Here is a 23459-nt window from a genome sequence, read left to right on the forward strand (position 1 = left end):
TCACATCAAAGTATAGATCAAATACTTTATACAGGAGCGGCCTATAGATAAAACAATATCTATATAGATAAAATTAATAGTGGTAACATTTCATTCTACAAGGTGATCGTTGATTGAACTGAATAGAGAAGTAAGGAATAATTTTTTCGCCTTTTGCTAAAATATTTTCCACTCCTAAATTCAGCACGTATGATTCTAAAGATCGATCGGCTTCCCATTGAGTTGCCCACCCCAAACAATCCTTCTCCAAATGACGCAGCAGCAGTTCAGGAACTGCTCGGTGGTAAGTTTGGGGAAATGTCTACCCTGATGAACTATACCTATCAGTCCTTTAACTTCAGAGGACGAAAACGTCTCAGACCATTTTATGATGTTATCGCTAGTATAGCTGGTGAAGAATATGGACACATTGAAGTTGTTTCGTATGCAATTAACCTCCTCTTAACAGGCGTAACGAAACGAGGTACTGATCCATCCACGGCTCCATTAAAAAATGCAGCGGATGCTCGTAACACATATCATTATATAGCGAGCGGTCAGGCTTCGCTTCCGGTTGACTCCATGGGAAATTTCTGGTCGGGTCAAAATGTATTCAGCAGCGGCAACCTTAAGCTTGATCTTCTGCATAATTTCTTTTTGGAATGTGGCGCCCGTGGTAACAAAATGAGAGTATATGAAATGACAACGGACCCTACAGCGCGTGAAATGGTAGGCTATCTTTTAGTACGCGGTGGTGTTCACATTGTAGCGTATGCCCGAGCCCTGGAACATCTTACGGGAGTGGATGTAAAGAAGCTTGTACCGGTGCCTGATTTAAGTAACAAAGCTTTTCCGGAAACACGCAAGTATGAAGACAGCGGTGTGCACCGGATATTATATACCTTCAGCAAAGACGATTATCAGAAAGCAGGCATCATCTTCAATGGTCCGCATCCGGAAGATGGCAAGCCGCTTGAAGTTGTATTCGGAGCACCAGAGGGCGCTCCTGTACCTGACCTCGATGAAGAAGTTCAACTGAATGCTCCGGGGGCTGACGACTTCGATACAGAAATGTTCGCAGACATTGCAAAAAAATTAGGCATTAAGTATCCATAAAGTCAACTGAAACAAAACGCCACGGTCGATTGAATCTCAATTGATCCGTGGCGTTTTCATTTTTTGCTATAACTTTAAGCGCTTAATTTTCAGATATGACCTCTGCACAAGCGCTTACAGAAATACAACATCTCACCGATACGATAAACTATCATAACGATCTCTATTATCAAAAAAATAAAACAGAGATCAGTGACCAGGAATTCGATCTTCTTCTGAAGAAGCTTGAACATCTTGAAAAAGAATTTCCGGAATTAAAACAAGCAGATTCTCCAACACAACGTGTGGGTGGAAGCATCACGAAAGAATTCGCGAACGTATATCATAAGTACCCGATGCTCTCGCTGGGTAACACGTATAGCCAGGAAGAGCTGGAAGATTGGGATGCCCGTGTTGCAAAAGGACTCGAAGGTGATGCTTATGAATATTTCTGCGAGTTAAAATTCGATGGTGTCTCCATGAGCCTCACCTACGAAAATGGAATTTTGGTGCGCGGTGTTACACGCGGGGATGGTGTGCGTGGTGATGATGTAACGAACAACATCAGGACAATCCGCTCTATTCCGTTGAAAGTAAAAAGTAAAGATGTGCCTGCATCCTTTGAAGTTCGAGGTGAAGTGTTTCTTCCGAAAGATGTATTCATTCAACTGAATAAAGAACGTGAAGACATTGGTGAAGAACGTTATGCGAATGCGCGCAATACTGCATCGGGCACCGTAAAGATGCAGGATTCAACAGAGGTTGCTAAAAGAAAACTGGATTGCTTTGTATACTCTCTGTTAGGAGAAGATATAGCAGAGACACATGAAGAATCTATAAAAAAGTTAGAGGCCTGGGGTTTCAATGTGTCACAGACCTATAAAAAATGTAAGAACATACAGGAAGTACTGAAGTATATAAACGATTGGGACACCCAACGACAAACGCTGCCGTTAGAAACGGATGGTGTTGTAATTAAAGTGAACAGTCTTGAACAACAGCAACACCTTGGCTTCACAGCAAAAAGTCCGCGGTGGGCAATTGCCTATAAATACAAAGCACAAAGCATCAGCACACGACTCAATGGAGTAACCTATCAGGTAGGAAGAACTGGCGCTGTTACTCCGGTGGCCGAACTCGAACCTGTGTTTCTTGCCGGCACTACGGTGAAGCGCGCATCTCTTCACAACGCAAATCAGATCGCACAACTTGATCTTCGTATAGGTGATTATGTATTTGTTGAAAAAGGTGGCGAGATCATTCCGAAAGTTACCGGAGTAGAATTAGAAAAAAGAGAACCCGGGTTGATCCCGATCAAGTATATAACACAATGTCCCGTGTGTGGCACTGCGCTGATCCGCACCGAAGGTGAAGCTGCTTTCTATTGTCCGAATATAAATGGTTGTGCTCCGCAGATACGTGGACGCATTGAACACTTTATTCAACGCAAAGCGATGGACATTGATTCGCTTGGTGAGCAAACGATCAAGCAGCTATATGAACTTGACCTGGTAAAAAGTCCTGCAGATCTATATATACTTAAACGCGAAGACGCACTTCGTCTTGAAGGATTTAAAGATAAGTCTGCCAAGAACTTATTGAGTGGTATAGAAAAATCTAAATCAACCCCGTTCGAGAGCGTTTTGTATGCTATCGGTATACGCTATGTCGGAAAGACGGTTGCAGAAAAACTCGCGCGATACTTTAAGTCGATCGACAAGATTGCACAAGCATCCGTTGAAGACCTATTGAAGGCACCTGAAGTTGGTGAGAAGATCGCGCAAAGCGTTTATCAGTTCTTTCAGAATCCTGAGAATAAAAAAGAGATCGCGCGCTTGAAAGAAGCAGGCCTTCAGTTTGAGAGCACAGCAAAAGAACCTGAGAAGTTAAGCGATGTGTTAGACAACAAATCATTTGTAATTTCGGGAGTGTTTGAGCACTACGAACGTGATCAGTTGCAGGAAATAATCATTCAGAATGGAGGCCGGGTTGTATCTTCTGTTTCCGGAAAGTTGGATTATTTGCTGGCAGGTGATAATATGGGGCCCTCAAAGCGTGAGAAGGCTGAGAAATTAGGTGTAAAGATCATCACTGAAAAAGACTTTGAGAGACTATTGACGGGACATACTTTATAACTTTAGCGATGAGGCTTAACTTTCTGAAATTCAAAACAAATGCGATTCTTAAGAAGAACAAAGCTTCACGCGCTAATGTGGGTTATAAACAAGCTAAAACGGTAGGGATAATCTTTACTGTTGAAGACAAGCAGAAGCATTACATCGTAAAAGAATTCATAAAAAAACTGGAGCTTGATGAAAAACATGTTCAGGTACTGGAATATCTTCCGGCCAAACATGATAACTACGAATTCAAGTTTGATTTTTTTACGGAGAAGGATCTTACCTTCTGGGGAAACATAACGTCATCCAGTGCACAGCAATTTGCGCAGGCACCGTTCGATTTTTTATTCTACATTGACCTTACTCCAAATGTACTCGTGCTACATTTGCTGGCCAAGAGTAAAGCAAAGTGCCGCGTAGGCAAGTTCTTCGATCAAGGGCAGCTATACCTCGAACTCATGATCGAGTCGGTTGCCAACACGCAAGCACTTGTTGACGGCATGTATAAATATGCAACCCAACTGAAGTAAAATACATTTACGAATTTCAATACCACTCTTTATGAAAAAGTTTTATGGAACAGGTGTAGCGTTGGTTACTCCGTTCACGGAATCACTGGAAGTAGATTATAAGGCCCTCAAAAAATTACTCAATCATACGGCCAAGGGTGCGGATTACTATGTAGTGTTAGGCACTACGGGTGAATCGCCAACCGTTACCAGTGAAGAGAAGAAGAAGATATTGCAATTCGTAAAAGAGAACAACAGTAAGAACCTTCCCATCGTGTACGGCATCGGGGGTAACAATACTGACGAAGTGCTCGAAGCTATTCATGATGCAGATCTGAAAGGCGTTGATGCTATTCTTTCGGTTAGTCCATATTACAATAAACCTTCACAGGAAGGAATATACCAGCACTTCAAAAAAGTTGCTGATGCGAGCCCTGTCCCTGTAATCTTATATAACATTCCAGGAAGAACAGGTTCTAATATGAGTGCGGAGACAACGCTACGGCTAGCCGAACACAAGAACGTTATTGGCATCAAGGAATCATCCGGCAACCTGGAGCAGTGCATCAAGATTGCGAAGTATATGCCGAAAGATTTCCTGTTGATTTCAGGTGATGATATGCTGGCAATTCCACTTTATTCCATTGGTGGTAAAGGGGTGATCTCGGTATTAGCGAATCCATTTCCGGCTATATTCCGTAAAACGAAGGAGTATGTTTTTGCAGGCAACTATTCAAAGGCATCGCAGGAACTGTACAAGCTCTCGGATATTAACGGACCTGTATACGAAGAAGGAAACCCGGTGGGCGTTAAATATATACTGTCGTTGTTAGGCATCACAACACCATTCTTACGGTTGCCGCATGCGGCTGCATCGGATGCTTTGAAAAAGAAGATTGATGCGGCTTATGAGCTGATAAAGAAGTAATCATTTTTAGTGTCTGTTCTTCTCAAAGAACAGACACTATATATACCTCCTACCAAGAAGATATTACTTTATAAATAGCTTTTCAGTATACACGGAGTCATCAAGTATTACCTGTAGGATATACATTCCCGGAGTTGTTGCTGGAAGATCGATCGTTACCTCGTTATTCTGAATTTCATTGACTCCATATTGTCTCGCGTATAGTTCTTCACCGGATGTATCCATCACTTTTACATATACCGGGTGCTCGCCTGGGTTTGTAACGTGTATCGTAAACTTTAAATCTTGTGCAGGGTTGGGAGAAATCACAATCTGCTCCTTTGCATTGAGCGTTGCCGCACGTATACCCAGGTACTCGTAGTTTCCATCGAGGTCAGTTTGCTTCAATCTATAGTACGATAATCCCGTGAAGGGCATCGCGTCCAGTATACTATACGATTGTTTTGTATTGGTAGTGTTCGCGCCTTGAACGCGTTCAACTTCCTGAAATATATATCCGTCTGCCGAGCGCTCAACCGTAAAGTAATCATTGTCACGTTCCGTAGCGGTCGTCCATTTTACTTCAACCTTACGCTCCTGCTCAAGCGGAGAGACCGTAAAAGATACTAGTTCTACCGGCAATGGTGTTTGCGTAGCATTGGAAGTACCCAGTGTAAAACGCATGTTGTTAGCAATTGCGCTCACACCTGTAAAAGCATATATATTACTGCCGAGCGATGTTGCCCCGGTAATGGGCGTCTCATCCGAAAATACTCCATCATTATCACTATCTACCAGCAAGCGCAGATCGGTAATTACAACTGTACCCAGATTAGAAAGATCGAACCTTATATCTATACTTCCAACATCTACCGCTGCACCTGCAGAACTCGCTTCACTGACTCTCCATACGCGTGCAAACCTTGCGGCAACGCCAGCAGGAACATCGCTTGTCTCATTCGCCAGCAAGGCACCATTATTATGACCCCATATAAAGAATTCATCGTTACCTAAATCTGTAGCATTGAGTATACGTACTATACCGGTGCCCCGTGAATCACTTTGAATGTTTGATGCGTCTGTTCTTCCAATACCGGCAACTTCGTAATCAAAATTACTTCCGGCATTGTCTTCGTCATATATATCGGAAGCCGAAAGGGTGATGTTATATTTCGCAGCCAGATAATTGTTAAGTATAATTCGTTGGGCAGTATTAATAGATGTACTATAGATAATGAGCTCGGCAATCTCGCCCTGAAAACTTCTACCACTGAAATTGGCTGCGCCTAAATCATAGGCGTTGCTAACAGCCCAATCCAGGAATGTGCCGGTAGTGTTGAGAATGTTGGTGTTGTCGTTCCAGGCATTTACGGCGGTTCCGTTTTTGCTTAGCGTTCCTACATGCCATGCATCTTGTGTAACCGAATTAATAGCAGAGTAAGCATTGTTCGCTCCGTTACGTAATCGCAGTCTGTCATTTGTTACAGTAAATGTTCCATAGTCCACTGATTCCCCTGACGAAGGTCCCATGATCTCACAGTTATTTAGATTACCGGTAAACTTGAATACATATAAAAACGTCCGGTTATCAGAAGCAGTGATCGATGTGATTGTATTGCTCAGGTTAAGTCTTTCAAAATTAGACTGAACAAACTGCATGGCTCCATGTCCGTTCACAAAGCTGGTTATAAACTCAGGGACAGCGGTACCTGCACCTGTCATGTTTAAGCCATTGCCCGATTGATCGGCCCAATTTGTAACATCAGTAGCACTTCCTCCAGAGCCGGTATTATTCGTTGTTGTTATACCTTTATCAATGTCAAGCCAAAGCTCCAGCGTTGAAGAACCATCGCTTGCACCAATCCCGGCAGGGCCTGTTTGTGACCAACCGAGGTATGGCATAAACGCCAATGATACAATCACCCAATTTTTAAACATAACCACCTATAATTAATCCTGCCAAGGTAGGTATTACGACAGTTTTCAGTGATCCTGAAAATCACTCATAGAAGCATCAGTAATAATACGTAGAAATAGCTACGTTAAAAAGAAAGAAGGCAACTGCCGCAGCAACCCAACCTTACATTCTCCACTTGGAATTGATGACCGGAGCTCCAGGCTATTCGTCTAAAAATCATTTGCATAACCAATTCCGGAATTGTTAATTGCTGATTGTAAATACAATAAAGCGTGGCCTGGTATCGTGAATTTGGACTAACGGAAATCATCTTTATCACATTGTTCGTGATATTGTATGCCCTCTATGTTATTCGTGTCGTTAAAATTGCAAGAGGTTTAAATACACCTTACTATACTATCTTCTTCAAGCTGGGAATTCGTATTCTATACTTTGCTCTTTTCATAATTGCCATGTTGGGCCCTTCATTCGGAGGCTCTAAAAAAGAAGTGAAGTCAGTAGGCAAAGACATTATGATCTGCATCGATCTTTCTAAATCAATGGACGCGTTTGACATTCAACCGACACGATTGGAGAAAATCAAGTTTGAAATGAAAAGACTTGTAGATGCGTTTAGTTCCGATCGCATTGGAATTATCATCTTCAGTTCGGAAGCATTTATGCAATGCCCGCTTACATACGACCAAAATGCTTTGAATCTTTTTATTGAAACCATGAACTCAAGCCTTGTGCCAAGCTCGGGTACCGACTTCGGTCCTCCACTGCGAATGGCTTTACAGAAACTTGAGGATGACGAGAAGACCGGACCCGCCACACAATCAAAATCAAAAGTGATTATTCTCATCAGTGATGGCGAAGATTTTGGTGAGGAGACTGAAGAGGTTTCCCGCGATATAGAAAATAAGAACATCAAATTGTTTACGCTTGGTGTTGGCACTGAATCGGGTGGCAATATTTATTCGGGCCGGGGACTTAAAAATGATAAGAATGGAAGGCCGGTGTTATCGAAATTGAATTCCAAATCGCTTCGTGACCTTGCGAATAAAACGGATGGCCAGTATTTTGAGATTAATGAAACTAAAAATGATGTTTCGCGATTGATAAATACAATTGGAAAGATTGAAGGTGAACTGCGGGATGCGCGGTATGTTGATGTGACAGCGAATAAGTACTTTTACTTTCTGGCAGCAGCAGTGGTGTTGTTATTGCTGGATGTACTGATCAATGTGCCTACTTTTAAAATATGAATTCATTCGCACACCTATACATTTCACACAACAGCTTATTAACGTTTTATAACACGTACGCATGAAGTATATTTTTGTTTCTCTATTTGTGATTGGCTTCTTTACTGATCCCTTCCGGATCGGCAGGATCAATCATGCAAAAACAGAAGCCAGAGACGCCTATACTTCCGGAGACTATAAAACCGCTATAGGAAAATTTCATCTGTTGATTGACTCGATGAAAATAATGGAAGATGAGTTACAGCTCAACCTCGCCCATTCATATTTTCAATTGAACGATACTGCGAACGCTGTCATCACGTATGAATCACTTACGGGAAGCAAGCAAAGTGAGGTACGTTCAAAAGCGCAGCAACAACTCGGCATCCTAAACTATCGCAAGCAAAAGTTTGAAGAAGCACTTAATAATTTCAAGCTTGCTCTGAAAGCGAATCCCGACAATATGGATGCCCGCTATAATTACGAGTTATTGAAAAAGAAACTCGATTACCCGGAAATGATTATGAGTACGATAAGATCGCTCGTGAAACAACATAAGTATAAACTTGCTTATGATATACTTCAGGAAGCCATTCAGAAAGATCCTGAAGTTGACAAAAGGAATCCGGGTTATTCGCAACGTTTAGAGAACATCGTTAAAATAGATAGCCATGAATAAACTATTGCTAAGTATACTTCTCCTCGTAGCCGTTGTTCATGTACGGGCACAGTCTCTTGCAGATGGAAAATTTCATCAGGCATCCAATCAGTATGTTAACAATGATTTAAACGGAGCACTTGCATCTGTAAAGCAAGGCTTGAAAGAGAAACCTGGTGATAAAAAACTTGAAGAATTGCGAAAGATCCTGGAGAAAGAAAAAGAGCAGCAGAAGGAGCAGGAAAAAAAGGATCAGCAACAAAAAGATCAGGAGAATAAGGATCAAGAGAAGAAAGATCAGCAGCAAAAAGACCAGGAAAAGAAAGATCAAGAGAAAAAGGATCAGGAGAAAAAAGATCAGGAAAAGAAAGACCAGGAGAAAAAGGATCAGCAGAATAAAGACGAGAAGAGCAAAGAACAGCAGGAGAAGGAACAGAAGGAAAAAGAAGAACAGGAAAAGAAAGACCAGGAGAAAAAAGAAAAGGATCAACAAAATCCTGAACAGAAAGACGACCAGGAAAAGAAAAAACCAAATCCTCAGCTCTCTGAAAAATTAGAGCAGATGAAGATGAGCGAGCAGAAAGCGCGCATGATTCTGGAAGCCATGAAGAACCAGGAAATTCAATACCTGCAGCAAAATAAGCGCAAGGCTACAAAACCACGAGACAAAAGTAAGCCTGACTGGTAATCTCATCTGTAAATATAGCTGGTGATCTATAGTCGCTGGCTTGACTATAGATATGCCGTTGGCAGTTGCTATCGTTTATCATCGTTAAACTCATTAACCCATGAAAGAAGTATATATCATTTCCGCTGTGCGCACTCCGATCGGAAGTTTCGGAGGAAGCCTGGCATCTTTAACCGCTACTGCATTAGGCTCTATTGCTGTAAAAGGTGCTATTGAAAAAGCAGGCGTTGATCCCAAACTTATACAAGAGGTATTTATAGGGAACGTTATCGCAGCTGGATTAGGGCAGGCTCCGGCTACACAAATAGCAGCAGGTGCCGGATTAGGTTTTGAAATTCCTTGTACAATAATAAATAAGGTTTGTGCCTCTGGAATGAAAGCCATTATGGTTGGGGCGCAGTCTATTATATTGGGGCAAAACGATGTCGTTGTTGCTGGTGGTACGGAAAGTATGAGCAACATTCCATACTATCTTTTAAAGGCACGCTATGGATATAAATATGGTAACAGTGAACTGATCGATGGTTTGCAACATGACGGCCTCACGGATGTATATAATCATTGTGCGATGGGCGTTTGCTCGGATAACACAGCAAAGGAAATGAATATATCTCGCCAGGACCAGGATGCTTATGCCATCAATTCGTATAAGCGCTCGGCCGCATCATGGGCTGCTGGTAAATTCAAAGATGAAATTATAGCTGTAGAAATAACAGATCGCAAAGGCAACTTAACACGTTTCGCAGAAGACGAAGAGTATAAAAGTGTAAACTTCGATAAGATCCCCGGATTGAAACCTGCGTTTACAAAAGATGGTACCGCTACAGCGGCTAATGCCTCCACCTTAAATGACGGTGCTTCTGCTTTGGTACTAATGAGCAAAGAAAAAGCCGAGGCGTTAGGCTTGAAACCCATTGCTAAAATATTAGGCTTTGCCGATGCAGCACAGGACCCGATGTGGTTCACCACTACCCCATCTATAGCTATACCGAAGGCTATAAAACATGCGGGTATCGATAAGAAAGATATTTCGTATTATGAAATCAACGAAGCATTCTCCGCTGTTGCGCTTGCCAATAATATAAAGTTGGGACTTGATAGTGAGAAAGTAAACGTCAACGGAGGCGCTGTTGCATTAGGACATCCACTCGGAGCATCGGGTGCGCGTATCACCACTACACTCATCAACGTTCTTAAACAGAATAACGGGGGTATAGGCGTAGCCGGAATTTGTAACGGAGGGGGCGGAGCCTCCGCCATCGTAATCGAAAATATATAAAGCAACATCCCGGGAAACCGGGATTTGTTTTTTAGTGCCTTCAGGATATATATATTCCTTTTTTTTGCAATTCCTCACTCGTTCATACATCACCACCTTCTATATAAAATAACCCGCCCGTCTGAACGTTTAAAATGCATACTTTACGGCTTCAAACAATTTAAAAGGATCATGAGATTAGTCTGGTTACTGGCATTACTACTTCCACTTAAAACTTTTTCCCAGAAAGAAGTAAAGACGTATTATGATCCTCAGAAAAAACATATACAGGAAATTTATATAGCCTCTGCTGAAGACGACCAGAAGATCGCTGGTAAATACCAACGGTATTACGAGAATGGGAACGTCATGCTGGAGGGTATATTTGACGAAGGTGTAAAGTCGGGGCTCTTTACAGAGTATCATGAAAATGGAAAGCTGGCACGGAAAATAAGCTTCGTCAACGGACTTCGTCACGGGCCGGTAGTGGTATTCAATGAGGAAGGCAAAGCAGTACAAAAAGCGTATTATCAAAATGATATACTTACTGACAGCATCCAATTTTATTTCGACAACGGTAATCTGAAAAGTGAAAGTTACTTTGTAAAAGGTAAACCCGAAGGGCTGGTAAAAGAGTTCTTTACATCGGGGAAATTAAAAAAAGAGATCAACTATAAGAATGGAAAACCCAATGGTATAGCCCGTACTTTTTTTGAAGACGGCAAAATAGAAACCGAAGCGAATTACAAGGAAGGTATATTAACAGGCTTCTATAAGAATTACTATCCGAATGGGCAGCTTGAAACAGTCTCCACGATGGCTGAAGGTTCGCGCAATGGACAATTTAAAACCTACGACCGTGGAGGACACCTTATAGCGGAAGGAAGTTTTCTATATGGTAAACTTCACGGAGATAACACTGGCTATTTTGAAGATGGTTCAATCCGGCATCGTTTCAAGTATAAAGAAGGAAAGAAAACAGGTGTCAATTATGAATACTATCCATCAGGAAAAGTAAAGGTAAAAGAGCAAGTAGCATCCAATGGCATTGACGCAACGGTAGAGGTACTGGCAGAAAACGGAGCGCTTCAATCCATCAAAAAATTCAGAAATGAAAAGCCACACGGCTTGTGGACGATCTACTACGAAGATGGAAAAACAGTAAAAGAAAAGGAGACTTATGAAGCCGGAAAACGCAACGGCATTCGCTATAGCTACTACCCTTCCGGCAAACTTCAACGCGAAGAGTCCTGGAAGTTTGATTTGCTCGCAGGGCCATCAAAAACATATTTCGAAAGTGGAACACTTCAATCCTCTTCCGAGTATCGCAATAGCCGCAAGCATGGGTTATATACATCATACCATGAAAATGGCAAAGTGAAAGAGCAAGGCGAATATACCGCTGACAAAAAAAATAAGGAGTGGAAAGAGTATGATGCTGATGGGAAACTTGTCAGCACTTCCATGTATCGCGCAGGGAAACTCGTAACAGGTAAGCCCTGACTCGTTCTTACTCCCTAATGTTTTAGTGTTTAAACTCATAATCTTTGATTTAACGCATAAAGGCACGGATAGCGACTATATCTTTCATTTCCAACAATTCCCTTACCTTTGCGATCTTAAATTCAATCGAATGCGCTATTCCAAAATTGTCGGCCTTGGTCACCATGTTCCAGAGACTGTAATCACCAATGAATACCTGTCTACGATCATGGATACCAATAATGAATGGATCGTTGAACGCACTGGAATTCATGAACGCAGATGGATGAATCCTGAAAAGGATACCGTTGCCAACATGGCCGCGAAGGCTACACGCATGGCGCTTGAGCGTGCTAAACTAAAAGAGACGGATATAGACTTCATTGTATTCGCTACGATTACACCCGACTATTTCTTTCCTGGATCCGGAGTGTTGTTGCAACGTGAGTTGGGTCTTGATGGAAAAATAGCTGCACTCGATATTCGTAATGCCTGCTCCGGATTTATATATGCACTTTCCGTTGCCGATCAGTTTATCAAGACGGGTATGTATAAAACCATTTTAGTGGTGGGCGCAGAGATACAATCCACAGCCCTCGACATCACGACACGAGGAAGAAATACAGCCGTTATTTTTGGTGATGGTGCAGGCGCTGTTATACTTCAGGGATCCGATAAGCAAGGTATACTTTCCACGCATCTTCACTCTGATGGGAACTTCGCGGAAGAGCTATATGTAAAAGACCCGGGCAGCAGTCGCCCACATACGGAAAGACAACCCGAGCAAATTACAGATACCTCCACCTTTAAAGTTGTGATGAACGGCAACCAGGTTTTTAAACATGCCGTGGTTCGGTTCATGGAAGTGATCCAGGAAGCGCTGGATGCAAACAAGCTCACAAAAGATGATATCAACCTGCTGGTGCCTCACCAGGCAAACCTGCGTATCAGTCAATATATCCAGGAGAAACTCGCGCTCACAAACGATCAAGTCTATAACAATATCATGCGGTATGGAAATACTACTGCAGCTTCTATCCCGATTGCATTAAGCGAAGCGTGGGCTGAAGGTAAAATCAAAGAAAATGACTTAATTTGTTTAGCCGCCTTCGGCAGTGGCTTCACATGGGCCTCTGCGTTGATCCGGTGGTAGAGCCATTATCCGTTACCGGTTATATAGTTCGTATAACTCCGATCGCGATTAATGCATAAACCTGTAACGACTGATGGATAACTGAAAAACAAATAACCAACAATGAAGACTTCCTCCTATAATCCAAGTCCGATTGAAGTTGATTTCGCCAATGCGCTATATATTCTTCAGAAAGAAATTGAAAAGCATCTCCAAGACAATCAGGTAATTCATGTAGAGACCAACATTCGCAGAGATAATCCGATGGTTCGTTTCAGCCTGCTGGATAAAGATGGCGATCCACATGAAATCGTACTTCGCATCATTCAGGTACCTGATAAGTTTTAGTTACAAAGCCACTTACTTTACGACATGCGTCTTCTTCCTGAATATCTCAGGAATGAAGCCTGTTTTTATATATACTATACTTCTACTCAATTTTATAATCTCTCTCCGCTACTTCTTCCGGATATAAATATGCTTCACATTCTTACGGCCGGTTTCGCGTTCTTCGATTTCAAATTTACCGATGCTTTTGATCAGCGATAACATCTTGGGGTGGCCATAATTCCGGGAATCAAAGTCGGGCTTCTTCTTTTGCACCAGGCTTCCCAGTTCGGCTAATGATGTCCAGCCGTTTTCATCTTCGAGGTCATCCACACTATAGGTTAGCAGTTTCACAATCTCAGGATCAACGCGGCTTAGAGGTTCTTTGGAAGATTTCGTTGGGTTTTTGGATATACCTTTATTACTGGTTTCCTTCTGCGGTTCAGACGCAGGCTTCAGAATCTCTATATAGATAAACTTGTCACACGCGGTTATGAATGGATTCAAGGTCTTCTTCTCTCCTATACCTATAACTTTCATACCGGCTTCCCGAAGCCTTGTGGCAAGCCTGGTAAAGTCGCTGTCGCTTGAAACAATACAGAAGCCGTCTACTTTGCCGGTATATAAAATGTCCATCGCGTCAATGATGAGTGCACTATCGGTAGCATTCTTTCCGGTCGAGTAACTATATTGTTGTATCGGTGTAATCGCATTCTCAAGCAACACATTCTTCCACCCCGACACAGTCGGCTTGGTCCAGTCTGCATAGATCCGTTTGAATGTAGGCGTTCCGTATTTAGCAATCTCCTCAAACATCTCCTTCACATTAGCGTACGGCACATTGTCAGCATCAATCAGTACTGCCAGTTTCAGGTCGTTAGTCGTTTCCATGTTGTTATCGAATAAGTATATATTGATTCCTACGCGGTGGTAAAAGCGAATAAAGATCGTAAAATCATCATAAGAATTCCCATAAAAGCAATTTGTAATATTTTATAGTGTGCTCGGCGCACATGAAATATAAGGCAATGATGCCAAGACAGGACATCCTCAGAACCAATCTCCGCTTCATGACGAATTCATTCCACTTAAAAAACTTCGCTGCATATTCCTGATATTTTCATTAGTTTCGTCAACATCAACCAATCATTAAACCACTCGCTCAACGATGTCGCTGATCATTATAGTAATTTGCATTATAGTGCTAATAGCACAAATCGTCCGCTTCAGAGCATCCCGTTCCTTTCTAATCCTGTCAATTCCGTCAGCTATATATTTGAGCGTCAAAGCACTGATGAGATTGAGTACGGTATTGAGTCCACAGGTGATGTCACTGGTCATCATATTCTATTGTATCGTTCTCCTGATTATACTCATCTCATTGTGTAAAGTAAATGCGTTCCTCGCATTCCTGATCATATCCATTGTAGCCGGGGCGCTGCTGGGTATAGATGCAACACAGATCACGCGCTCTGTGCAAAAAGGCATTGGCGACATGCTGGGGTCGCTTGTAATTGTAATTGTATGTGGGGCGATGTTGGGCAAGCTTGTAGCCGACAGCGGTGCTGCACAGCAAATTGCCTCGTATATGGTAAAGCTTTTCGGACAACGCTATATTCAGTGGGCACTCATGCTGACAGGCTTTATCATTGGTATACCTTTGTTTTACAACGTAGGTTTTGTACTTGTTGTCCCCTTGATCTTTTCAGTGGCACTACGCTATAAATTGCCTGCAGTATATATAGGTTTGCCGATGCTCGCATCCCTTTCCGTTACACACGGCTTTCTTCCGCCACATCCTTCGCCTACCGCACTCGTTGCTCAGTTCCATGCCGACATGGGTATGACGTTGCTATACGGTGTAATCATTGGGCTGCCAACCGTAATTATAGCAGGGCCCATTTTTTCAAAGACATTGAAAAAGATAAATCCTCCGGCACCCAAAATATTCGAGAATGCGGCTGCTGTTGCCACAGATAAACTACCCAGTCTCGGCACCAGTATATTTTCTTCGCTTCTTCCGGTGATATTGCTTGCACTCACTACACTACTCGCTTCAAGCGTTGCAGAGCCGCAATTAAAAGATGCGATAACATTTATAAGTGACCCTGCGATCGTGATGATTATTTCATTGACAGTAGCCACGTTCACCCTGGGAATCCGCCAGGGTATGGATATGAAAAAGGTAATGGATATATATGGCGAATCGGTTAAAGATATAGCGATGATCCTGTTGATCATGGGAGGTGCCGGTGCGTTGAAACAAATTCTTATCGATAGCGGTGTAAGCAATAATATAGCGGTGTTGTTAAGTGATGTTAACATACATCCGTTAGTATTGGGCTGGACGATTGCGTGTCTTATCCGTGTTTGTGTTGGCTCTGCCACGGTAGCAGGTTTAACGGCCGCGGGTATTATTGCTCCGATGCTGGCCGGTATGAATGTAGACCCTAACCTCATGGTACTTTCAATCGGTGCCGGCAGCCTTATGTTCTCGCATGTAAATGATACCGGTTTCTGGCTATATAAAGAATATTTTAACTTAAGTATACGACAAACTATTCAGTCCTGGTCGCTTATGGAAACCATTGTATCCGTGTGTGGATTAATTGGTGTGCTCATCATTCAATATCTCAAATAAAAAATCGAACATCATTGAAATCTTTGGCGCCCTTCTTACGTTCCATTGAAAATACAAGATTTCGAATTCATGGGAAGCGCTGTTAGTACACGAAAAGAAGAATTGGCAAATGCTATTACACACGGGCTGGGCGCTGTACTCGCCATGGCAGGTCTCGTGCTTTTAATTGTTCTCGCAGTAATTTATGGAAGCACGTTGCAAGTCGTTAGCTTCACCGTGTTCGGGGCAACCATGGTGATGCTATACCTTGCATCTACACTGTATCATAGTATACCGCATCAAAGGGCAAAAGTATTTTTCCGTAAGGTAGACCACATGTCGATCTTCCTGCTTATAGCAGGTACCTATACTCCGTTCTGTCTCTCGCTGCACAGCTGGATTGGCTGGACGATGTTTGGATTAATCTGGGGTTGCGCGCTCGTTGGTATAGTACTTAAAGCTTTCTTCACAGGAAAAAAAGAATTACTCTCCACCATCCTATATGTTGTTATGGGATGGCTTGGTATACTCATCTTCAAGCAACTATACGACACTATTCCTTTTTCAAGTTTTGTATTTCTGATTTTGGGAGGAGTGTTTTATACCGCAGGAACATTCTTTTTCATAAAAGATAAAACACGATACTTCCACAGTATCTGGCATTTATTTGTGCTTGCCGGAAGCACGGCACATTTCTTTTCCGTGATTGGGTTGCTCGGGTAATCATTGAATGATTATCTTTTCAGCTCAATTTAAATTCTATGTCAACAGTTTCTCCCGACCAACGCTTTGAAGAGTTAAAGCTAACGCTACCTCCTGCCCCTAAACCTCTAGGTGTTTACAAACCTTTTCTGATTGTCGGTAACATGGTATATGTATCCGGCCACGGAACGGTAAAAGAAGATGGTTCGCTGATCATCGGAAGAATTGGAAAAGATCTCACCATAGACGAAGGCAAGCTGGCAGCTCGCCAGGTGGGCCTCGCTATATTAGCAACACTCAAAGCCAATCTCGGCAGCTTTAATAAAATCAAACGTGTTGTTAAAGTTTTAGGAATGGTAAACGCTGTTCCTGAATTTGAACGTCATCCCTTTGTTATCAATGGCTGCAGTGAACTTTTCGCCAGTGTATGGGGTGAAGAAAATGGTATCGGTGTGCGCAGTGCTGTCGGCATGGGCTCTCTGCCGGATAATATACCGGTTGAAATTGAAGCGCTGTTCGAACTCCAATAAACTTTATAGTAATGACTCAACCGGAATGGTTCTCTATTCAGAATATAGATATGCTGGATACCCCAGCCCTTGTCGTTTATCCTGATCGCGTTCGTGAAAACATCCGCATTGTGAAAACATTTGTTCCGGATGTAACACGTCTTCGGCCACACATGAAGACGAATAAATCATCGGAGGTGACAGCGATGTTGATCCGGGAAGGAATAAAAAAATTCAAGTGTGCAACAATAGCGGAAGCCGAGATGCTGGCACAAGCTGGTGCTGAAGATATACTCCTGGCATATCAACCCGTTGGACCGAAAGCCAATCGTCTTGCCGAGCTTGTTAAAAAATTCCCCAAGACGATCTTTGCTTGCCTTGTCGATAATCTGCCAACCGCGCAACACATCAGCGCTATATTTGAGCATGGTCAATTAAAGCTTAACGTTTTCATTGACCTGAATGTAGGCATGAACAGAACCGGCATTCGTCCTGCCGATGCACTTGCACTCTACAAGCAATTACTTTCGCTACCGGGTATATATGCAAAAGGCCTGCATGCTTACGATGGACATTTACGTGATCCAGATTTCGAAGTACGCACCAAAAAATGCAATGATGGTTTTGCACTTGTAGAACAGCTGCGTGAAGATATACTTCAACAGACCGGCAACACTATAACGGTAGTAGCCGGTGGCACGCCTACATTTCCAATTCACGCTAAGCGTGAAAACGTTGAGTGTAGTCCCGGCACCTATATATATTGGGATAAAGGATATCAGAGTACTTTATTGGAGCAACCATTTTTATTCGCAGCGTTGGTTGTTACACGGGTGATCTCTATACCAACGGAAGATACGATCTGCATTGATCTTGGACATAAATCTATAGCATCGGAGAATTCACTCAATAATCGGGTGACATTTCTGAATGCCCCGGAGCTGGAGCCGATTGGCCATAGCGAAGAACACATGATCTTACGTACCGGCAAGACAAATCCATTTAAGGTGGGCGATGTACTATACGGTGTACCATACCACGTATGCCCTACTGTCGCGCTGCATGATCGGGCCGCTGTGGCGATCAACAACACCGTAAAAGAATACTGGAATACGCTTGCGCGGAACCGGGTGATCACCGTGTAAGTATACATGTGCTCCGTCAGATATATACTGATGATACAGTTTTAAATTAACGACATCCCCTCAAACTACATAAAATGAACGCTCCTTTTATCATCGATGCTCACCTTGACTTGGCGATGAACGCCATGGAATGGAATCGCGATTACCGGAAATCAATCCATGAAATCCGCAACCGCGAAAAAGCATGGACAGATAAACCGGATCGTGGCAACGGTGTAGTTTGTTTCGAAGAATTACGAAAGGGAAATATAGGGCTTGTAGTCGCCACGCAAATTGCACGCTATGTGGCACCCGATAATTCATTACCGGGATGGCATTCCCCCGAGCAGGCCTGGGCACAAACACAGGCACAACTCGCCTGGTATAAAGCGATGGAAGAAGCCGGTGAGTTAATTCAAATCACCAACCTGGCAGCATTGGAAAAACATCTGCAACGGTGGAATGACGGAACACCAAACGATAAAAAACCAATCGGGTATATATTAAGCCTCGAAGGTGCTGATTCTATAGTATCGGTTAACTATCTGGAGCGTGCCTATAACTATGGACTTCGTGCTATAGGACCAGGACACTATGGACCTGGCAGGTATGCGCAGGGTACAAATGCAACGGGTGGTATAGGGCAAGCAGGTCGCGAATTATTAAAAGAGATGGAGCGTCTCAATATTATACTCGATGCTACACATCTCTGTGACGAAAGCTTTTGGGAGGCTATGGATCATTTTCATGGTAACGTATGGGCGAGTCATAATAATTGTAGAGCCGTTGTAAATCACAATCGTCAGTTCAGCGATGAACAGATCAAAGAACTGATCAGTCGTGGTGCCGTTATTGGTGGCGTAATGGATGCATGGATGATGGTACCTGAATGGATTAAGAAAGTATCTACACCACTCAGCATGGATTGTGGATTGGAGAAGTTAATCGACCACATGGATCACATTTGTCAGATCGCAGGTAACGCCAACCATATAGCGATCGGCTCCGACCTTGATGGTGCCTTTGGTAAAGAGCAAAGTCCTTACGACATAGAAACTATAGCTGATCTGCAGAAGCTGCCTGCTTTACTATCAAAACGCGGTTATTCCGATGATGATATCGCGAATGTATTGCATGGTAACTGGCTTCGCTTTCTTCGTAAAGCGTGGAAGTAACGTGTTATAGTTAACAGTATAGACACAAGCTATACAACAGAATTCTACCACTCATCATTTTTCTTACATCATTTGTAGCGAACGCCACGTATCAGCGACCAATGTGCGTGATCCATTCTTAACTACCCATGATTTATGAAATTTAAACTTTTGTTAGTTCTCCTCTTTATCAACGCAGCCGCGGCTTTTGCCCAGGTTGACACTATCAATACTAAAAATCTAAAGCTAAATATAGCGGCCTTAAAAGAAGGCAGAAGCTCGTATGCAGTATACTTTGAAGATAGTCTGGGAAGACGCCTAAGCTCTGCAGCGCTCTGGGATAGAACGATCAGTTTCTCTAAAGACGCAACCGGCAAAAAAATATATCACTTCGAGTGGGACTGGTATCAAAAGGATTCGTTACTCGCTCATGTTGAAGCTACCGGAGAATTACCTTCTCTCAAGCCCATCTCACATTATGCGAACTATAAAAAGCGTGGGAAGTTTACCTATATCTTCAACGGGAATGTCGTAACGGTTCCGGATTCTTCGAAGCATACTAAAAAGGACAGCACCTTTCAAGTTGTGATGAACCCTCCTGCATTCGAATTCCCTATGGACCTTGAAATTTTTCCGCTACTCCCTTTCAAGAAAGTTGGTCAGCAGTTCGCCATTGCGTTCTACGAACCGGGCACTCCAAAATCAGATTATTATTCATTAACCGTTACCGGAAAAGAAGACTTGCAGTTGAATAACAGCGTTAAAGTTTCATGCTGGCTACTAAAGATTAATTATGGTCGAGGTTCGTACGCTACATTCTGGATCGCAGATAAATCAAGGGAAGTATTGAAAATGAAAGAATACTTCCGAGGCCGTTACCGGTTGAAAGTAAAATTATACTAAAACAAAAATCCCTCCGGGAATTAGCTCGGAGGGATTTTGTTATCTATACCTATATTTGGTTTCTATTGATTTGGTTTCTCCAGGTCAATCTTTTGAACTTTCTCGTAGCCGAAGATCTCATCAAGTGTAAGCTCTTTCACTTCGCCATACTGTTTGAGTTCCTTGAAATTGATCTTTTCTCTATTTCCAATCAATACAATGTTATAGTTCTTTCCTTTTATATACTGCTCCTGAAATTTCTGAACATCTGCAAGGGTAAATTTCTGCACTTGTTCATATACATCTTTACGTATATCAGAGGTAAGTCCACGCTTCTTCGCCGTTTCATAATCGAAAAGTATACGCGCCTTCGTGATGCGTTCGCTTTCAATCTGGTTCAATATAGCATTACGGGCTACTTCAAAACCTCCTTCGGATTTCGGGAAGTCTGTCAACAAACCTTTCATTGCTTTCATCGCTTCCGGTTGTTTATCAGCCTGCGTTCCTATATAAGCGTAGAATAAATCATTGCCTACAGGTTTATCAGCGGTGCCATAATATGCAAATGCAGAGTACGCCAGTCCTTGTGCTTCTCTTAATTCCTGGAATACCGGGGAGCTCATATTACCACCGAAGTATTCGTTGAACATTCTGCTTATCGGCATGCGCGTCTTATCAAAACCATCACCTTTGGAAAGGAACATGATTTCTTCCTGCACCATATCATAATCAGCCCAGTATACCGCTGGCTTGCTTACGTCTTGCATTTTGAATTCAACCGGAGGTGGTACTGGTTTTAACTGGTCAGGCAACGTATGATATTGATTGAGGGAAGCAACTACTTCTTCACCTTTCTTCGGGCCATAATATAGCACGCGATGCTGTGTCTTTGTAAATTCTTTGATGATGTCAATCAACTCATCAGCCTTTACTTCACGAAGTTCTCTATTACTCAATACATTGGTGAACGGAGATTTCGGACCATATAATCCATAGTTCATCAATCCCTCAAACATAATAGTACCCTTATTCTTTTTACTGTCTTCGCGTTTCTTGAAAATGCCATCCAACATTTTCTTCAATGCTTCGTCATCTGCTTTAGGAGCTGCCAGCAACTTTTCAAAAAGCTGCATCGCTTTGTCCATATGCTCACTAAGACCAGTAAGATATATATAGGTTTGATCCTCTCCTGCTGACACACCAAAGTTACAGCCTAGTTTATAAAACTCTTTCTTGAAATCTTCCGCGGCCATCTCCTCTGTACCCAGATACTGTAGATATTCCACGGCTACATTCATTTTCGGATTGTTGTTACTTCCCACATCCGACAAATAGTATAGCGAGAACAATTCATTTTCTGTATTGGGAGTATAGAGCACCTCAACTTCCTTATTCATCTTCAGCTTCTGTATATCTTTTTCGTAATCGATAAATACAGGCTTCAGTTTCTCGGCTTTATTTTTAAGGATCGTTTCGTGGAAAGGAGATTTGTCCTCTTTGTTTAAAGTCACTTTCGTGATCGCTGGCTTATCTACCTTCAGCGCATTCGGATCTTTACCACTGCGTTTATATACCACCACGTAATTTTCCTTGTAATGCTCATTGGCAAACTTCACAATATCTTCTTTGGTGATCTTGCGCAGATCGTCTGTCTCCGAAATATAGTTTTGCCATGGTATATTATTGGTGAACGCCATCACCAGATCATTTGAGCGCGACCAGTTACGCTCGGATCCCTGGATCTTTGATTTCTTCAAGTCGTTGATCGTGGCTTCCAGAAGCCAATCTTCAAACTCGCCCTTCTTTACCAGTTCAACTTGTTCCAGCAATAACTTCTTCACGTCTTCCAGACTTTGTCCTTCCCGGGGGCGACCTGAAAATGTATGGATCGCATAATCGTTAAGCTCGTCTACATACGTTGATGGCTCTATTACTTTTTGTTTCTGCTTCAAGTTTATATCCATAACCCCAGCCTGTGAATTGGACAAGATCATATCTGTTAACGTAAGCAATTTATAGTCCTCGCTATTTCTTCCATTGAACCTGAAGCCGATGTTAATCCATTCTGCATCCGGGCCATACACTTCTTTTGCTATAGGGGTTGCAATCGGATCTTCATCCACCTTGCTCCATGTCGGCAGTTGCTCATTGGGTTTCCAGTTACCAAATGATTTGTCGATCAACGCTATCGTTTTATCATAATCGAGATCACCGCTCAAACAGATTGCCACGTTGTTCGGACGATAGTATGTATCAAAGTAATTCTTGATTTCGGTTATAGAAGGATTCTTAAGATGATCAATAGTACCGATAACCGTTTGTGTCCCGTAAGGATGCTTTGTAAATATAGCGCTGTATAACGTTTCAAAAGTCTTCCAATAATCATTGTCCAGACTTCGGTTTTTCTCTTCATATACGGCCTCGAGTTCAGTGTGGAATAAACGGGGCACAATTTTCTGAAAGCGATTTCCCTCCAGTTGCAACCAGTTTTCCAATTGATTCACAGGAATATCGTTGATATATACTGTACGATCTTCCGAAGTATAGGCATTGGTACCACGCGCTCCCAGTTCGCTCACCATTTTATCATACTCGTTCGCAATAGCATACTTGGATGCTTCGTTAGATACCTGGTCGATGAGCTTATAATATTCTACACGCTCGATAGAATCTTTTAAGGTCCCATAGTGTGTAAACATATGCTCAATACTGTCGAGGTATACCGATTCTTTTTTCCAATCGAGTGTACCAAAATCCGCAGTACCTTTAAACATGATGTGTTCAAGGTAATGCGCGAGACCTGTGTTCGTGGCGGGATCGTTTTTACCACCGGCCTTCACCGCAATCTGAGTTTGAATACGAGGCTCCGCATTGTATTGGCTCAGGTAGACTTTCAAACCGTTCTTTAACGTATAAATTCTTACCTTCAGAGGGTCGTTGGTGACATACTCATACGAGTAGCCGTTGCTTTCGCCTGTTTTGAGCTCATACTTACTGTTTTTATTTTGACAAGCGCATAAAAAAAGCAGGGCGACTATAGCAGTACGCCAAAAGGTTTTGATCATGTAATAAAGATTTTTAGGAATCGATAAAAATAACGAAGAATACCATACATCCTTACACTTTTTATATTTAAAATGATGAATTTTCCAGTACTTAAATTAAAATC

At 42.4% G+C, this 23459-nt stretch carries 20 protein-coding genes; 17 read left to right on the forward strand and 3 right to left on the reverse strand.

The window, feature by feature from the left end; translation table 11 throughout:
* The first annotated feature begins 189 nt into the window (after nt 1-189).
* The 4 genes from B5Y40_RS24185 (at nt 190) to dapA (ending at nt 4631) form a co-directional block, all read left to right on the forward strand.
* The gene (locus B5Y40_RS24185) at nt 190-1095 is read left to right on the forward strand and encodes a manganese catalase family protein (RefSeq protein WP_079689450.1); all 906 of its coding nucleotides are present in this window, start codon (nt 190-192) and stop codon (nt 1093-1095) included.
* Between the two features lie 95 nt (nt 1096-1190).
* The gene (gene ligA, locus B5Y40_RS24190) at nt 1191-3209 is read left to right on the forward strand and encodes an NAD-dependent DNA ligase LigA (protein WP_079689451.1); all 2019 of its coding nucleotides are present in this window, start codon (nt 1191-1193) and stop codon (nt 3207-3209) included.
* A gap of 8 nt (nt 3210-3217) precedes the next feature.
* Nucleotides 3218-3724 (forward strand): DUF6913 domain-containing protein, encoded by a 507-nt coding sequence (locus tag B5Y40_RS24195; protein WP_079689452.1) that lies wholly within the window; start codon nt 3218-3220, stop codon nt 3722-3724.
* Between the two features lie 31 nt (nt 3725-3755).
* Entirely contained in the window at nt 3756-4631 is an 876-nt protein-coding gene (gene dapA / locus B5Y40_RS24200) for a 4-hydroxy-tetrahydrodipicolinate synthase (RefSeq protein WP_079689453.1), read from the forward strand.
* 63 nt (nt 4632-4694) lie between these two features.
* On the opposite strand, the gene B5Y40_RS24205 is transcribed toward dapA, so the two are convergent.
* Complete coding sequence (locus B5Y40_RS24205) at nt 4695-6548, reverse strand: DUF8202 domain-containing protein (RefSeq protein ID WP_079689454.1); 1854 nt, start codon at nt 6546-6548, stop codon at nt 4695-4697.
* A gap of 252 nt (nt 6549-6800) precedes the next feature.
* Here B5Y40_RS24205 and B5Y40_RS24210 point away from each other — a divergent pair, with 252 nt between their 5' ends.
* The 7 genes from B5Y40_RS24210 (at nt 6801) to B5Y40_RS24240 (ending at nt 13320) form a co-directional block, all read left to right on the forward strand.
* Nucleotides 6801-7775 (forward strand): vWA domain-containing protein, encoded by a 975-nt coding sequence (locus B5Y40_RS24210; RefSeq protein ID WP_079689455.1) that lies wholly within the window; start codon nt 6801-6803, stop codon nt 7773-7775.
* Between the two features lie 61 nt (nt 7776-7836).
* Nucleotides 7837-8433, forward strand: coding sequence for a tetratricopeptide repeat protein (locus tag B5Y40_RS24215; protein ID WP_079689456.1), 597 nt, complete (start codon nt 7837-7839; stop codon nt 8431-8433).
* A complete protein-coding gene (locus tag B5Y40_RS29465; RefSeq protein WP_143785924.1) occupies nt 8426-9100 on the forward strand; it encodes a hypothetical protein in 675 nt (224 codons plus the stop codon). The genes B5Y40_RS24215 and B5Y40_RS29465 overlap by 8 nt, the downstream gene beginning before the upstream one ends.
* Nucleotides 9101-9200: 100 nt before the next feature.
* Nucleotides 9201-10379: an acetyl-CoA C-acyltransferase gene (locus B5Y40_RS24225; protein ID WP_079689457.1), complete on the forward strand. Its 1179-nt coding sequence runs from the start codon at nt 9201-9203 to the stop codon at nt 10377-10379.
* 171 nt (nt 10380-10550) lie between these two features.
* Nucleotides 10551-11861 (forward strand): toxin-antitoxin system YwqK family antitoxin, encoded by a 1311-nt coding sequence (locus B5Y40_RS24230; protein WP_079689458.1) that lies wholly within the window; start codon nt 10551-10553, stop codon nt 11859-11861.
* A gap of 130 nt (nt 11862-11991) precedes the next feature.
* Nucleotides 11992-12993 carry a 3-oxoacyl-ACP synthase III family protein gene (locus tag B5Y40_RS24235; RefSeq protein WP_079689459.1) on the forward strand — a complete coding sequence of 334 codons (1002 nt, stop codon included), beginning with the start codon at nt 11992-11994 and terminating at the stop codon, nt 12991-12993.
* A gap of 102 nt (nt 12994-13095) precedes the next feature.
* Nucleotides 13096-13320, forward strand: a complete 225-nt coding sequence (locus B5Y40_RS24240; protein WP_079689460.1) for a hypothetical protein — start codon at nt 13096-13098, stop codon at nt 13318-13320.
* Between the two features lie 108 nt (nt 13321-13428).
* Here B5Y40_RS24240 and B5Y40_RS24245 read toward each other — a convergent pair whose 3' ends face one another.
* Entirely contained in the window at nt 13429-14190 is a 762-nt protein-coding gene (locus B5Y40_RS24245) for an NYN domain-containing protein (RefSeq protein ID WP_079689461.1), read from the reverse strand.
* A gap of 436 nt (nt 14191-14626) precedes the next feature.
* Between B5Y40_RS24245 and B5Y40_RS24250 the strand changes: the two genes are divergently transcribed.
* The 6 genes from B5Y40_RS24250 to B5Y40_RS24275 all read left to right on the forward strand — a co-directional run bounded on the left by B5Y40_RS24250 (nt 14627) and on the right by B5Y40_RS24275 (nt 20311).
* Nucleotides 14627-15940, forward strand: coding sequence for a gluconate:H+ symporter (locus B5Y40_RS24250; protein ID WP_079689992.1), 1314 nt, complete (start codon nt 14627-14629; stop codon nt 15938-15940).
* 69 nt (nt 15941-16009) lie between these two features.
* On the forward strand, nt 16010-16642 hold the full coding sequence (gene trhA / locus B5Y40_RS24255) for a PAQR family membrane homeostasis protein TrhA (protein ID WP_079689993.1): 633 nt from the start codon (nt 16010-16012) through the stop codon (nt 16640-16642).
* 38 nt (nt 16643-16680) lie between these two features.
* Nucleotides 16681-17151, forward strand: a complete 471-nt coding sequence (locus B5Y40_RS24260) for a RidA family protein (RefSeq protein WP_079689462.1) — start codon at nt 16681-16683, stop codon at nt 17149-17151.
* A gap of 11 nt (nt 17152-17162) precedes the next feature.
* Nucleotides 17163-18275 (forward strand): D-TA family PLP-dependent enzyme, encoded by a 1113-nt coding sequence (locus B5Y40_RS24265; protein WP_079689463.1) that lies wholly within the window; start codon nt 17163-17165, stop codon nt 18273-18275.
* A 74-nt stretch (nt 18276-18349) separates the two neighbouring features.
* Entirely contained in the window at nt 18350-19429 is a 1080-nt protein-coding gene (locus B5Y40_RS24270) for a dipeptidase (protein WP_079689464.1), read from the forward strand.
* Between the two features lie 135 nt (nt 19430-19564).
* Nucleotides 19565-20311 carry a DUF3108 domain-containing protein gene (locus tag B5Y40_RS24275; RefSeq protein WP_079689465.1) on the forward strand — a complete coding sequence of 249 codons (747 nt, stop codon included), beginning with the start codon at nt 19565-19567 and terminating at the stop codon, nt 20309-20311.
* A 62-nt stretch (nt 20312-20373) separates the two neighbouring features.
* On the opposite strand, the gene B5Y40_RS24280 is transcribed toward B5Y40_RS24275, so the two are convergent.
* Nucleotides 20374-23355, reverse strand: a complete 2982-nt coding sequence (locus tag B5Y40_RS24280) for a M16 family metallopeptidase (RefSeq protein ID WP_079689466.1) — start codon at nt 23353-23355, stop codon at nt 20374-20376.
* Nucleotides 23356-23459 lie beyond the last annotated feature (104 nt).

The organism is Ohtaekwangia koreensis (genome assembly GCF_900167975.1).
In the GTDB taxonomy this organism is placed as follows: Bacteria; Bacteroidota; Bacteroidia; order Cytophagales; family Cyclobacteriaceae; genus Ohtaekwangia; species Ohtaekwangia koreensis.

Bases quoted from the DNA above. Each gene is read 5' to 3' on its own strand.
- B5Y40_RS24240 (WP_079689460.1), top strand. From the start codon at position 13,096: ATGAAGACTTCCTCCTATAATCCAAGTCCGATTGAAGTTGATTTCGCC.
- dapA (WP_079689453.1), top strand. From the start codon at position 3,756: ATGAAAAAGTTTTATGGAACAGGTGTAGCGTTGGTTACTCCGTTCACG.
- ligA (WP_079689451.1), top strand. From the start codon at position 1,191: ATGACCTCTGCACAAGCGCTTACAGAAATACAACATCTCACCGATACG.
- B5Y40_RS24205 (WP_079689454.1), bottom strand. From the start codon at position 6,548: ATGTTTAAAAATTGGGTGATTGTATCATTGGCGTTTATGCCATACCTC.
- trhA (WP_079689993.1), top strand. From the start codon at position 16,010: ATGGGAAGCGCTGTTAGTACACGAAAAGAAGAATTGGCAAATGCTATT.
- B5Y40_RS24225 (WP_079689457.1), top strand. From the start codon at position 9,201: ATGAAAGAAGTATATATCATTTCCGCTGTGCGCACTCCGATCGGAAGT.
- B5Y40_RS24250 (WP_079689992.1), top strand. From the start codon at position 14,627: ATGTCACTGGTCATCATATTCTATTGTATCGTTCTCCTGATTATACTC.
- B5Y40_RS29465 (WP_143785924.1), top strand. From the start codon at position 8,426: ATGAATAAACTATTGCTAAGTATACTTCTCCTCGTAGCCGTTGTTCAT.
- B5Y40_RS24235 (WP_079689459.1), top strand. From the start codon at position 11,992: ATGCGCTATTCCAAAATTGTCGGCCTTGGTCACCATGTTCCAGAGACT.
- B5Y40_RS24185 (WP_079689450.1), top strand. From the start codon at position 190: ATGATTCTAAAGATCGATCGGCTTCCCATTGAGTTGCCCACCCCAAAC.
- B5Y40_RS24275 (WP_079689465.1), top strand. From the start codon at position 19,565: ATGAAATTTAAACTTTTGTTAGTTCTCCTCTTTATCAACGCAGCCGCG.
- B5Y40_RS24245 (WP_079689461.1), bottom strand. From the start codon at position 14,190: ATGGAAACGACTAACGACCTGAAACTGGCAGTACTGATTGATGCTGAC.
- B5Y40_RS24280 (WP_079689466.1), bottom strand. From the start codon at position 23,355: ATGATCAAAACCTTTTGGCGTACTGCTATAGTCGCCCTGCTTTTTTTA.
- B5Y40_RS24195 (WP_079689452.1), top strand. From the start codon at position 3,218: ATGAGGCTTAACTTTCTGAAATTCAAAACAAATGCGATTCTTAAGAAG.
- B5Y40_RS24215 (WP_079689456.1), top strand. From the start codon at position 7,837: ATGAAGTATATTTTTGTTTCTCTATTTGTGATTGGCTTCTTTACTGAT.
- B5Y40_RS24230 (WP_079689458.1), top strand. From the start codon at position 10,551: ATGAGATTAGTCTGGTTACTGGCATTACTACTTCCACTTAAAACTTTT.
- B5Y40_RS24270 (WP_079689464.1), top strand. From the start codon at position 18,350: ATGAACGCTCCTTTTATCATCGATGCTCACCTTGACTTGGCGATGAAC.
- B5Y40_RS24265 (WP_079689463.1), top strand. From the start codon at position 17,163: ATGACTCAACCGGAATGGTTCTCTATTCAGAATATAGATATGCTGGAT.
- B5Y40_RS24260 (WP_079689462.1), top strand. From the start codon at position 16,681: ATGTCAACAGTTTCTCCCGACCAACGCTTTGAAGAGTTAAAGCTAACG.